The following is a 13,020-nucleotide window of genomic DNA, read 5'->3' on the forward strand; positions in this document are numbered from 1 at the left end:
AAGGCCCTTCACAAACGTGAAGGGCCTTTTTTGTTTTTATATAAGGTATTTTTACCACTGCAAAATGTAGATATAACTTATACCATTGGACTCCCAAACCAACCCTGTTTTACTTGAAGAAAAATTGCATGCATATTCCCATGCACTGGGCATCGTACTGGCGGCTATAGGAGGAATCCTTTTATTCGAAAGTGACTTGGGAGCAATGCCTTTCATGAAAGGTGGTATCACTGTTTATGTAGCTTCTTTACTCTTATTGTTTACGGCCTCAACAATCTATCATGCCGTGGAAAATCCAAAATTGAAGAAAAAACTCAGGATTCTGGATCATATCAGTATATACTATTTGATTGCAGGAACCTATACTCCCGTATGCCTGTCCGTTTTATTACCATCCGAAGGATGGCTATTGTTCTATTTGGTATGGGGTATTGCGCTGTTCGGAACGGTACTTAAAATATTTTTTACGGGCAGATTTGAGGTTTTTTCGCTGGTCCTTTATGGAGTGATGGGCTGGCTGATTGTAATAGATCTGCCATATTTATTGGAGTATATGTCCTCATCTGGATTGCTATACCTTGCTGTTGGCGGAGCTTTTTATACAATCGGAATACTGTTCTACGCCGTAAAAAGGATACCGTACAATCATTTGATATGGCATTTTTTTGTCCTAGGAGGAGCGATATCTCATTGGTTATTGGTAAATAATCTAATAAATAATGTTGGGTAACGGCTAATCAAAAGGAAGGTTTACAAAATCGACTAATTACACCAAGTAAGCGATTCCGATTCCTAAGATAATTACCAATATTTTTCGAAGGTTAAATACATGTCCTTGGTCACTTTCAAACAAAATTATGGTTGATATATGGAAGAAAACCCCAATGGCCAAAGCAGTGAATAAGTGTCCGTAATCCGAAACCCACGGAGATGTGGAAATAAAGCTGCCCAAAGGTGTCATCAAGGAAAAAACGGCAATAAATAATAAGGTAGCGGATATCTTCATCTTGGAGTTGATCAAAAAGATACTCAAGATAATAGCAATAGGTAACTTATGTATGATTATTCCATAGAGTATTGAATCATTATTATGTATTGGTACGCCTTCTATCAAAGCATGTATACATAGACTTACGAACAATAGGATGGGGAACTTGTTCTCTTTTAGGTGAACATGCATGTGACCGTGTTCGGCTCCTTTCGAAAAAAATTCCAGAAAAACCTGCATAAGGATACCCCCTAGGATATACAAGGCTATTGTTTTAGGTTCATGGCCATCATAAACCTCAGGTAATAGCTCAAAAAAGGTTAGCGACAAGAGGAAAGCCCCACTAAAGGCAAGTAGTAATTTGATATTGTCGTTATTGGAGGGCCTTGTAAACCATACAAAGGCAAAGCCGGACCAAACGGCCAAAATCGGAATAATGTAGATAATACTTGAAGGAAAATTCATGCTCTAAATCAAGGGAGTAAAAATAGTCTATTTTTGCGGAAAGAAATTACAGGAACATGGCAGGAAATTTTAAAATGATGGCCAAGACCCTTTACGGATTCGAGCCAATTTTGGCCAAAGAACTCCGTAATCTCGGGGCCAGCAATGTTGAAGAAGGTGTTAGAAACGTATCTTTTGAGGGGGATACCGGTTTTATGTACAAGGCGAACTTGTGCCTTAGGACGGCCTTAAGAGTCTTTAGACCCATCAAAACATTTCGGGTATTCAACGAAAAGGATCTATACAGACATATTTATGAATTGGATTGGGCCGGTATCTTCGATGTGGAGAAAACCTTTGCTATTGATAGTGTAACTAGTACCAAGGTTTTTGATAATTCAATGTTTGTGTCCTTAAAGGCCAAAGATGCCATTGTGGATAAGTTTAGGGAGATAGTTCGCGAGCGTCCGAATGTAAAGACCCAAGATCCGGATATTAGAATCAATATCCATATTTATAACAACACCTGTACGGTTTCTTTGGACAGTTCGGGGAATTCCCTCCATCAACGGGGATATCGTATTCTAACGAATATTGCTCCTATCAATGAGGTTTTGGCCGCAGGCCTGTTGCTTAAAACCGGATGGGACGGACAATCCAACTTTTTTGATCCCATGTGCGGGAGTGGAACTTTTCTGATAGAAGCAGCTATGATTGCCTGCAATATACCGGCGAACATTAATAGGGAGTCCTATGCATTTATGCATTGGAAGGATTATGATGCCGACCTGTACCAGAAAATTGTGGACGCGAGCTTAAAAAAAGTCCGTGAGTTTAATTACAAAATCATTGGGTACGATAAAGCTCCCTCAGCTGTAAGGAAAGCCCAAGAGAACGTGGACCATGCCAACCTGTCGGATTATATAACCGTGGAACGCAAAGACTTTTTTAAGGTTGATAAGCCACTTGAAGGAAAACTGCACATGCTGTTCAACCCTCCTTACGGTGAACGATTGCCCATTGATATGGAAATCTTTTATGGGAAAATAGGGGACACGTTTAAACAGATTTACCCTGGAACCGATGCTTGGCTTATTACATCAAATTTGGAAGCCTTAAAACATATTGGTCTAAAAACATCGAAAAAAATTAAAACTTTTAACGGTAAATTGGAGTCGAGACTGGTAAAGTATGAAATTTACGAGGGAAGTAAAAAGGCCAAATTCAGTGAAGAGAATTAGTTGCGAATCAAATAAAAATTGCGATTTCTCTAAAAATAGATTTGGTGGAAAACAAAAGAATTAGTTAGATTTGGAGATGTGTTTAGAACACAACTAACTAACTCAACCAAATTTTGTGGAAGGAGTCCTCAGAGGCTCCTTTTACTTTTCTGACCAAATGGCAAGTTCGTTACCGGAAGAATCGGTGAAATGGAATCTCTTGCCGCCTGGAAACTCAAAAATCTCCTTACTGATTATTCCTCCTGCACTAATTACACGCCTCTGTATTTCCTCAAGATTTTCGTGATACAGTACAACAAGTACTCCGTTCACAATAGGTTTTGTAGTCAATTCAAAACCACCCGCAACCCCACTTCCGGAAAACGCAGTATAGTTGGGTCCGTAATCGGTAAAGGTCCAACCAAAGGTATTGGAGTAAAATATTTTGGTCTGTTCAATATCGGTGGACTTGAACTCGATATAATCGATTGGCGTAGTCTTCATGTTATTGGCCGTTTTCTTCCGATTTCTTTTTGTCCTTTTTGTAAAGGGGAATAAAGTAGCTGATAGAGTAGTTGTAGTTTACCCCAAAATTACTTCCGTCCGTTACCTTGTTGAATCCTGGAATCCATAGGTTTGGAAATTGCTCGTCTTCAGAATTGGTCACAAGAAATCCCAGTCGTGCACTCATCCCCACAAAAATGTTGGCAAAAAGTTCCACTTTGGTGCCCACAACAAATTCGAGCCAAGAGGCCGACAGTCCGCTAAATTCTCTATTGGGATTTTCACCAGGTAAAAACTCGGGATTAAAGAACTGGTTGGTCTCATAAAGACTATAATTGTTAAGCGTTTGGCTAAAGCTTGCCACGGCATAGCGACCACCAATGGTGATGGCATTGTTCATACCGTACCAGTTGGTGTAGGTATTCATGTCCACACCTGCTTTTATATAACTTCCAGAAGTTTCATAGTCGTAAAGAATAGTGTTGTTCAGGTTTTCATCCTGTTTTTTGGTCTCGTTGCCAATTTCAGCTGCCAGATATAGTTTTCGGGTCAGCCTGTAATCACCTACTAATTCTAGTCCTGTATAATCTTCATCAACAAAAGAAAGTACCAATTTGCTAATGTCCGCACCGACCCGTAGTCCATATGGGTCTTTGTAAACGACGGTATCTTTTGGTGAAAGATCTACGGGTTCACTTTGTGCCAAAACCAAAATAGGGAGGAGGCCAATTATGATGCTAATGAAATATTTTGACATGGATAGTATTAGTATTTTCTACATTGGGTTCGACAACCTTGATATCTTGAATCCAGTTTTCTGCACCTTCGGCAAGGGTAACGGAAATATTGTTGTAATTGGTCACAAATCCGCAGGCTCTGGATACAAATGCCTCCCCTAACTCATAGGAAATTGTCAAAGTATCAATATTTCCCGTTTCCAGCTCTGTTTCCTCATCATCAGCAGATTCTGAAATAATTTGATACATGGTAGTGGTGGCGGTACTTCGCAATGGGACCTGCAGCGAATCCGGTGATTCGGAACGGTCACTAAATGAACTATTGGTCAAAATACTGTCAATATCAATATTGCGAATCCTAATGGAGGCCACATTTTTCACTAAAGTGGTATCGGCAATATCAAAAAAACCGATGACCAAAAGCGGTGTATCGCCGTCAACACATATATCGTCTTTTTCACAGGAAGACACATAAAAAAGTATTGTGGTTATAAGTAGGATGGGGATTATTTTCTTCATTAGGATAAATATGGGTTTTTATGTCAAAAATTATACCCGTTTTTCCAAAAGTACAACATTTTCAACATGGTGCGTCTGTGGGAACATATCCACGGGTTGAACCTTGGTGACCTTGTATTGTTCTTTCATAAGAGCCAAATCCCTGGCCTGGGTTGCGCTGTTGCAGCTTACGTAAACAATTTTTGGAGGTGCCACTTGGAGCAGTTGTTCAACTACTTGTTTGTGCATCCCATCCCTTGGAGGGTCGGTAATGATAACATCGGGTTGGCCATGTGCAGCGATAAAATCATCGTTGAATACATTTTTCATATCACCAACATAGAAATCCACATTGGAGATGTTGTTGTGCAGAGCATTGGCCTTGGCATCTTCAATGGCTTCGGGCACGGATTCAACTCCGACCACTTTTTTAGCTTTTTTCGAGACAAACTGCGCTATGGTTCCCGTTCCTGTGTACAAATCATATACGAGCTCGTCTCCAGTGAGTCCGGCAAAATCCCTAGTGACTTTGTAAAGTTCGTATGCCTGTGCAGAATTGGTCTGGTAAAAGGACTTGGCGTTGATCTTGAACTGGAGACCTTCCATTTCCTCAAAAATATGATCGCGACCCGAAAAACAGATGATTTCTTGATCGTAGATGGTATCATTACCCTTGGAATTGATTACGTATAGCAGTGCGGTTATTTCTGGAAATGTCTCCTTTAAATGATTCAAGAGTAATTCCCTGTTTTTGGTATCCTCTTCAAAGAATTGGATGAGCACCATAATTTCCCCGGTTGATGATGTACGTATCATCAAAGTCCGTAGAAGTCCTTCCTGTTTTCTTGGATTAAAAAATGTAAGTCCGTTTTTGTTCGCAAAACTTTTTGTTTCCAATCGTATCGCGTTGGAAGGGTCTTGTTGTAGGTGACATTTTTTAATGTCCAAAATTTTGTCCCACATGCCTGGAATATGGAAGCCCAAAGCATTTCTGTCATCTATCTCCTCATCCGAATTGATTTCTTTCTGCGTTAACCACCGGCTATCAGAAAACGAGAACTCCATTTTGTTCCTGTAAAAATACTGTTCCTTGGACCCGAGAATAGGAGTGGTGTCCGGCAACTCTAGGTTGCCAATACGCTTTAGGTTATTTTCCACCTCTTTTTGTTTAAAATAGAGTTGGTGCTCGTAGCCCATGTGTTGCCATTTGCAACCGCCACAGGTACCAAAATGTTGGCAAACGGGTTCGGTTCTTCTATCTGAAAAGGTATGGAAATTGGTGGCAACCCCCTCAAAATAGGCTTTTCTTTTTTTTGTGGTCATCACATCCACCACATCACCGGGTACGGCATTGGTCAAAAAAATAACCCTTCCGTCCGGGGCCTTACCCACGGATTTTCCCTTTGCTCCGGCATCGATTACCTCTACGTTTTCGAACGTTTTTCTCCTTCTGTTTTTACGCATGCCGCAAAAGTAAGTTCTTTTTGGTATTTCACGGAACGTAGCTTCTTAAATTGCATGTAAACTTTAGGTGAAAAGCAAGGGAATCTGGCAGGGAAAAATTACGTTTTCATCAATTAATTTGTAATTTGCGGGCACTCCAAGGGATGATTTCTCTCCCACGCTGCTTTTTCGAGACTTCGAAAGAATAAAGGTACAGTAGGAATGGTTATTTTATCAATTTTAATCATTTAATGAAATGGCTGTTTTAGAGCATTTAACATCGCAGCAAGCGATAGATTTGGAAAACAAGTACGGAGCGCACAATTACCATCCACTTCCTGTGGTGTTGAGCAAGGGCGAAGGTGTATATGTGTGGGATGTGGAAGGAAAGAAATACTACGATTTTCTTTCTGCCTATTCGGCGGTAAACCAAGGGCATTGCCACCCAAAAATAGTTGGGGCCATGGTAGAGCAGGCAAAAACATTGACTTTGACTTCCCGTGCATTTTATAACGATATGTTGGGAAAGTATGAAAAATATGCTACGGAAACCTTTGGGTTTGATAAGCTGTTACCGATGAACACTGGGGCCGAAGCTGTAGAAACTGCATTGAAGGTATGTAGAAGATGGGCTTACCAGAAGAAAGGTATTCCTGAGAATCAAGCTAAAGTGATTGTTTGTGAAAACAATTTCCATGGTAGAACAACAACCATTATTTCCTTCTCTAATGATGAAGTGGCAAGAGAGAACTATGGGCCATATACTGAAGGTTTTGTAAAAATCGAGTACGATAATTTGACCGCTTTGGAGAATGCACTTAAGAGCAATCCGTACGTAGCAGGTTTTTTGGTGGAACCTATTCAAGGAGAAGCTGGGGTCTATGTCCCATCTGAAGGATATTTGAAAGAGGCAAAGGCACTTTGTGAAAAGTATAATGTGTTATTTATCGCTGACGAAGTGCAAACTGGTATTGCCAGGACCGGTAAGATGCTTGCAGTTGACCATGAAAATGTAAAACCTGATATTTTGATTTTGGGCAAAGCCCTTTCTGGCGGGGTGTATCCGGTTTCAGGTGTTTTGGCCAATGACGATGTTATGGAGGTGATTACACCAGGAAGTCATGGGAGCACCTTTGGGGGGAATCCTGTAGCCGCTGCGGTAAGCACTGCTGCTTTGGAAGTAATCAAAGAGGAGAATTTGGCACAGAATGCAGAAGAGTTGGGCGAACTGTTCCGCGAGGAGCTGAACAAGTTTATCCCTTCCTGCGATTTAGTTGTAAAGGTGAGGGGGAAAGGATTATTGAATGCTATTGTAATCAACGATACGGAAGAAAGTTCCACTGCATGGGACATCTGTATCGCGCTAAAGGAGAATGGACTTCTTGCCAAACCAACACACGGTAATATCATTCGTTTTGCACCACCGTTGGTCATGGACCGGGAGCAGTTAATGGATTGCGTGTCCATTATAATTAAAACGCTGAATGAATTTACGAAGTAGTATTGATAAGAATAGAAAAGGGCGGTGAAATCACCGCCCTTGTTGTTTTTGGATAGATTATAATTTGTTATAAAAACTTATACCCTAATCCAACGGTAAGGTAGTTTCCTCTTACTTTGACATCTTCACTACCGGTGTAGGAGTTGTTGATTTGAAAGGTATATCTGGCCTCAACAAAAAAGTCGTCCGTTATATCATATCCAAGGCCTCCTGCGATATCAAATTCTACACTGCTATAATTTTCAATGGAATCTTCAAGGGAGAAAACCAATTGTGGACCAGCTTGAAGGTTAAACTTCTCTGAAATGGCAAATTTTCCAAGAATAGGAAGCATTAGTCCACTTGAACCATCTACGTTGGCATAGAGAAGTTCAGGTTGTACATTGAAGTTTTCAGAGACATTAAAGTCCGCTACTGCTCCCAAATAGAATCCAGATTCCGATGCAGATATACTAATGTCGCCTGCTTTAACACTTCCCCGTGCATTGAGATATCCTGCGGTCGCTCCAAATCTAACTTCTTGTGCTTGAGATGAGTAGGTGAATCCTAATACAGCAATAGCAACTAATAAAAGCTTTTTCATATTTAATTAAAGTTAATGTTACGGCGGCAAATATAGAATTAAAAACGAATGGATTCTTTATTTACTGAATAAGACCTGTGTTTTTAATTCCAATTTTTAACAAACCAAATCTCACAAAAAAATGCTTTTAAATTGCTAAACTTCTTCTTTGGATTCTATGGACATTTCGCAACCATATTCATCAGCAAAAAAATTATCCAAATCATCTGCTTTTAAAGCTAGGTTCTTTAGGTTCTGTTTGATGGTGTCCGCATAATCTGAGAATATATCGGAAAGATGAACCCTGTACGAAAGATAAATTTGGTTTTGATGAATACCCAAATAATAGGGTTCCACATTTGCTTCCAACAAGTGGGTCAATAGTTCTTGAATATTCTGTTTGGGGAGATTGTTCATTGGGGAAGTTGCGACCAAGTAATCTCTTTTAAAAACGAAAATCCTGATCAGGGCACTTCCTTGATGGAATTCCCAATAATCCCTACCAGCACGTCCAAGAACCGGGTCGATACCCAAATCTGTCAAGGCACTTTCTACAAATTGGGCAAAGTGGCTTTTCTCGAACTCTTCCCAAATTGAAATATCCATGTTGTTCCCGCAATTGGTACAAAATTCTGATTCTTGATCTGTATAGTTATCGCAGGAATTACATTTTACGTTATAGGTGGTTTTGTTTTGAAGCAGTGCAAAGTCGCTCATCTCTTTTATCAAGTCTATGTGTTTTATTCCAAACCCCACGTTATCTGCATTATTGAATTTTGATGTGGTGACCCCGACAAGTACACCAGCTTCATTGAGCATAGGGCCACCGGAATTTCCGGGATTGACCGCGGCATCGGTCTGAATGTAATTTCTACTGCCCATAGGTTGACTCGTGGCGGATACGATTCCCTCCGTAATGGTATAGGGCATGCCAAACGGATAACCATTTATAAAAATTCTTTGCGTGTTTGCAATTACAATTTCTTCTTGCAGTGAAATATCTGTATTTACGTTCTTGAATCCATCAATGCTTAAAAAGGCAAGGTCCACTTCTGGGTTTACCATAACAACCTTTCCTACATGCCTATCTTTTTTATGGTCTTCAACGGCAACTATTTTTTCTCCTTTAATCACATGATAATTGGTAATGATGTGGTCATGGCCGCTTACTGTAAAACCGCTTCCCGTTCCAGAAGCTGTTACTATTTTAAAAACTGATTTTCTTATGTTTTCCACGTTATTTGGTTTTTGGTTAGCTGAATAATTTTGAGAAGAGGCTCCTTTTTTCTTTTTTCTTTTCACCTGAACTACCTGCCGTGCCATTCAAAAAGGCATTGAATGTATTGAGCAAAATAGGCCTGGCATCATGCAGCTCCTTACCGGAAACTTTTTCCAGGGTATCGTATATGGCATTTTGGTGATGCTCCTCCAAATTGTAATTGTATATCATTTTTAAAAAGGAATATTGCAGATAATAGCAGAGCATCAAATTGTTGTTTTCCTTTACATAAGAATTGACATATTGTTCCAAGTTCTTGGCATAGTCCTGCAAAATTTCGTTGGAACTACGCCATTTGAGGGAAATCAACGTCTTGGCGTGGTATATATCCTCCATAAACTCTTCTTTAGGTTTGGCAAGGAGCTTTTGCATAAAGTTCACTCCTTTATCGATCCTATGGTTAAAATCAATCTGTCCATTGAAGAGATTACTGACATATTCTTCCAATTTGGTCCTTAATGTTCCATGGACACAGGGAATATTGACGATTTTTAGCAATGAAATCACGATAATGTCCCATTGGAAGTCGTTCCATCTTTTCTCTTTAAAAAAGAGGCTGTAATTATTGTAGTCTTCTAAAATATCACTGATTTGGTGCCATACGGTTTCCTTTTCTACCTCGGATAATGGAGTGATACTTGACTCTTTGTAGAACTCAGCTTTGTATTTTTCTATGAATTCATCATCATAATTATCAGCATAAACACTGATTTCCCTTAATAGGTCATACACTTTATAGGGTTGACAAAGCTCTAGTGGGGTTTCATATTCAAACCAAAGTACATTGTCCCTAAGATGGATTTGTGCCAATGTTAACGGATTGAAATTGATTTCTGCCACGCGCCGGAACAGGGCAACTTTGTTTGTTTGTTCAGTAATCTTTACAAAAGGCGCCTTTATTGTGAAGGTATCTTGCGTAATCGAAATGGAAATCTCAGCAGAACCCTGACCTTGAGTAATTTGAATTTCATCTTCAATACTATGGCCTTTAAGCACATTTGAATTGATATAGTTGATGGTTTCGATCAATGCCGTTTTATAGTTTTTGGCATCGTAGGCATCCATAGCCTTGCTCCAGTAAGAAACGTCCATAAGTGGGTCGTCCTCACTTTTAATAGGTCTTGTGAACCTAGGAAGTACATGTTTCATTATTATAGGTTAAGAAATTACAAATCAGATTGGGGTGAGGTTGATTTGTATTTTTTAGTGAGGTCGTACTATAATACTATGGCTAATATCGTCTTTTTTTTGAAAAAACCGATAGAGGACAAATTATTTTGGATGGTAATGTAAAGTAAATCAATTGACTAATGTTATTGACTGACAGCGGCTTCGAGTAAGCGAAGTTGTTTTTTATAGGCGTTGAAGCTTGCTTCAATCCCAATAGGAAGTGTTGAGTTTTGGGGAATATGGCCAAAACTCATTCCATATACAGCAGGAATGTTCAAGGGTTTTATCCTGTCCATGATTACCTCTCTCAATGTAAAGTTTTCAGTGGTTCTTTTACGGTCGCAGCCTTTGCAGACACCGAAGATAATCCCCTTGGCCTTTAAAAAACTGTCTACTTCAGAAAGTTGTGTCAACATACGATCCATTCGGTATGGCGCTTCTTCCACATCTTCTAAAAAAACAAGTTTATCCGTAAAGTCGAGTTCGTAAGGCGTTCCGATCATGGCGGTGACCAAGGTCAGACTGCCACCAATGAGCTCTCCTTGCGCAACGCCGGGAGTAATGGTGTAGCGATAGTATTCGCTATTGCGGTATTGTTTTGGGTCCTTTAAAATGGCATTTTTAATGGGCAGGGTTTCTTGCGGTTCCATCAAAACCTTTTTAAAATAAGCTTGACTGTACTCATCATCGAGTGTTTTGCCCACAGGGCCATGGAATCCCACAAGGCCTGTTTTTTTGTAGATGGTATTGATCAAGGCCGTAATATCACTGAACCCTATCAATGCTTTTGGGTTTTCCTCGATAGCATCGTAGTCCAACATACCAAGGATGCGTGTACATCCGTATCCACCACGGGCGCAGAGAATGGCATCGATATCGGGATTTGCGAACATTTCGTTCAAATCGGCAGCCCGTTCCTCATCTGTATTGCTGAAATAACCATAGTTTCCTTTGATGCGGTCGGTATAGAAGGTTTTAAAACCCATTTTTTCCAAAGTGTCGACAGCAAGATAGAGCTCCTCCAATTTTATGGCAAAACCTGGGGCCACAAGACCAATGGTATCACCGGGGCTTAATTTTTTAGGCTTTACTTTGGTTTTGGCAAAGGAGTCGTTGCCCCAACTTGTTTGATGCAAAAGGGTTGCAGCTCCAAGGACTGTAGCAGATTTTAAAAAACTTCTTCTTTTGGACATTTACATTGGATTTTGGCAACGCAAGGATAAAAATGCACAAAAATTAGAAGAAAAACACGAACTAATCACTGTTTCTTTCTGACCGTCTTAACTGTCGTTGGATTTTTCTGATGGCAGATTCGATGGACTTCTCAGGTTCGATGATATTGTACTCTCCCCAAAAGTCTGGGTCGGAAAAGCCGGAGGCTTCATCACTCAGGATAATCGATTTCCGGATTCGCTGACGATACTTTGGTCTTTCGTCCTTGCTTACCGTTTCCCAGTCGGTAATGGCCATTTCAGCAGTCATACTATACTGTGAGTTGAACCATTTGTCCGCCCAATCCACTTTGAACTCCATAAAAACACTGCTGTAGCCATAGTGCCATTTGCCATTCTTTTCACGGTAATCCACCCGGTAGGATACTTCGGTGGGCCAAACATCTACTTTAGCAGGCTTTCTGCGAACAAAAAGTTGTGCGGCTTGGTCTCTATCGGTAATGTTCAATGAAAAAACGGCTCCGGTCAGAATTTTATTCTCTACATCGATATACAGTTCCCCTTGGTACAATGGTTCCAAAATTCCTTCATGCTGGTTGAACCTGATGACATAGATTAATCTATCATTGGTTCTTACGGAACGGTCAAAAGTAAATTTGTAATTGGTAAGTGATTCTTCCGAAAATATGTACTCGGGATACTTCATCATATCCACGTACAGCGTATTGTATGGACCTCCTTGAAGTTTCAGCGCTACAGTATCCAATTTACTGTAATCCGTACTTTTTCTGGCCTTGTATAGTTCAACGGCGTCTTCCCTTACAATGTTGTAGGGTGTTTTGTAAACATTTACAACGGCTTCGGCCAAGGAGACGTTTCTTCTACGTCTTTTTATGGTTTCCCTATAAAATGCAGTCATCAAGGAAGGATCCTGAAAATAGTTTTCATCCCTGTTCTTTAGTGTTTCCTTTACCAAGGCCATTGCATTTTTAGGTGCATTGATATTTATTTCCGAAAGTTGGGTTACGGATACCTCCAAAGAAATTTCGTTGCCTTGACGCTCCAGACTTGAAATTGGCAATATTTTGGTTCTGTACCCTAAAAATGAAACTACCAAGTTTTTACTGACATGCTCTTTGGGTACCTTCAGAAGAAAATTTCCTTCCGTATTGCTAATGGTGCTAATGTTTGTACCCTCTACAGTGAGTGTGGCAAAGACAAGGGCCTTGTTGCCCGATGCTTCCTTAACCTCCCCACTATACTCGTTGTAATCAAGCTCGGTGTTGTTTTGCTGAAATGCCAAGGATGACTGAGGTACTAACATGACCAAGGCAACAATTATATATAAGAATGTGGCCTTGAATTGTAAGGGTAAAAATATTGATGGGGTTCTTAATTGCATATCCGCAATTTTTCCTTGTTACTTTTACTAAATGTACAAAAAAAAGGAGGTATGTATCAATGCTTTTTTCGTTAAAAAAAGCGAATAATACCCTCAAAAC

At 40.0% G+C, this 13,020-nt stretch carries 13 protein-coding genes; 3 read left to right on the forward strand and 10 right to left on the reverse strand.

The window, feature by feature from the left end; all coding sequences use genetic code 11:
- Positions 1-85: 85 nt before the first annotated feature.
- Positions 86-730 (forward strand): PAQR family membrane homeostasis protein TrhA, encoded by a 645-nt coding sequence (trhA, locus tag K1F36_RS14485; RefSeq protein ID WP_220114483.1) that lies wholly within the window; start codon positions 86-88, stop codon positions 728-730.
- 36 nt (positions 731-766) lie between these two features.
- Here trhA and K1F36_RS14490 read toward each other — a convergent pair whose 3' ends face one another.
- Positions 767-1,453 carry a ZIP family metal transporter gene (locus K1F36_RS14490; RefSeq protein WP_220114484.1) on the reverse strand — a complete coding sequence of 229 codons (687 nt, stop codon included), beginning with the start codon at positions 1,451-1,453 and terminating at the stop codon, positions 767-769.
- A gap of 56 nt (positions 1,454-1,509) precedes the next feature.
- Here K1F36_RS14490 and K1F36_RS14495 point away from each other — a divergent pair, with 56 nt between their 5' ends.
- Positions 1,510-2,673, forward strand: coding sequence for a THUMP domain-containing class I SAM-dependent RNA methyltransferase (locus K1F36_RS14495; RefSeq protein WP_220114485.1), 1,164 nt, complete (start codon positions 1,510-1,512; stop codon positions 2,671-2,673).
- Positions 2,674-2,814: 141 nt separating this feature from the next.
- On the opposite strand, the gene K1F36_RS14500 is transcribed toward K1F36_RS14495, so the two are convergent.
- Genes K1F36_RS14500 through rlmD form a run of 4 tightly spaced genes read right to left on the reverse strand, consistent with a single transcriptional unit; the run spans position 2,815 to position 5,855 of the window.
- Positions 2,815-3,156, reverse strand: coding sequence for a VOC family protein (locus K1F36_RS14500; protein WP_220114486.1), 342 nt, complete (start codon positions 3,154-3,156; stop codon positions 2,815-2,817).
- 1 nt (position 3,157) lies between these two features.
- A complete protein-coding gene (locus tag K1F36_RS14505; RefSeq protein ID WP_220114487.1) occupies positions 3,158-3,913 on the reverse strand; it encodes a DUF6048 family protein in 756 nt (251 codons plus the stop codon).
- Positions 3,894-4,412, reverse strand: coding sequence for a DUF6452 family protein (locus tag K1F36_RS14510; RefSeq protein WP_220114488.1), 519 nt, complete (start codon positions 4,410-4,412; stop codon positions 3,894-3,896). Before K1F36_RS14510 ends, K1F36_RS14505 begins: the two co-directional genes overlap by 20 nt.
- Positions 4,413-4,442: 30 nt before the next feature.
- Positions 4,443-5,855, reverse strand: a complete 1,413-nt coding sequence (gene rlmD, locus K1F36_RS14515) for a 23S rRNA (uracil(1939)-C(5))-methyltransferase RlmD (protein ID WP_220114489.1) — start codon at positions 5,853-5,855, stop codon at positions 4,443-4,445.
- Positions 5,856-6,090: 235 nt separating this feature from the next.
- Between rlmD and rocD the strand changes: the two genes are divergently transcribed.
- Positions 6,091-7,335 carry an ornithine--oxo-acid transaminase gene (gene rocD / locus K1F36_RS14520; RefSeq protein ID WP_220114490.1) on the forward strand — a complete coding sequence of 415 codons (1,245 nt, stop codon included), beginning with the start codon at positions 6,091-6,093 and terminating at the stop codon, positions 7,333-7,335.
- A 67-nt stretch (positions 7,336-7,402) separates the two neighbouring features.
- On the opposite strand, the gene K1F36_RS14525 is transcribed toward rocD, so the two are convergent.
- From K1F36_RS14525 to K1F36_RS14545, 5 genes are all read right to left on the reverse strand, one after another.
- Complete coding sequence (locus K1F36_RS14525; RefSeq protein WP_220114491.1) at positions 7,403-7,918, reverse strand: porin family protein; 516 nt, start codon at positions 7,916-7,918, stop codon at positions 7,403-7,405.
- A gap of 135 nt (positions 7,919-8,053) precedes the next feature.
- On the reverse strand, positions 8,054-9,133 hold the full coding sequence (locus K1F36_RS14530) for a trypsin-like peptidase domain-containing protein (protein WP_220114492.1): 1,080 nt from the start codon (positions 9,131-9,133) through the stop codon (positions 8,054-8,056).
- Positions 9,134-9,149: 16 nt separating this feature from the next.
- The gene (locus tag K1F36_RS14535; RefSeq protein ID WP_220114493.1) at positions 9,150-10,325 is read right to left on the reverse strand and encodes a YbjN domain-containing protein; all 1,176 of its coding nucleotides are present in this window, start codon (positions 10,323-10,325) and stop codon (positions 9,150-9,152) included.
- 164 nt (positions 10,326-10,489) lie between these two features.
- Positions 10,490-11,539 (reverse strand): S66 peptidase family protein, encoded by a 1,050-nt coding sequence (locus K1F36_RS14540; RefSeq protein WP_220114494.1) that lies wholly within the window; start codon positions 11,537-11,539, stop codon positions 10,490-10,492.
- 61 nt (positions 11,540-11,600) lie between these two features.
- On the reverse strand, positions 11,601-12,920 hold the full coding sequence (locus tag K1F36_RS14545; protein ID WP_220114495.1) for a carboxypeptidase-like regulatory domain-containing protein: 1,320 nt from the start codon (positions 12,918-12,920) through the stop codon (positions 11,601-11,603).
- Between the last annotated feature and the right edge of the window lie 100 nt (positions 12,921-13,020).

It is taken from the genome of Flagellimonas abyssi (genome assembly GCF_019457905.1).
In the GTDB taxonomy this organism is placed as follows: Bacteria; Bacteroidota; Bacteroidia; order Flavobacteriales; family Flavobacteriaceae; genus Flagellimonas; species Flagellimonas abyssi.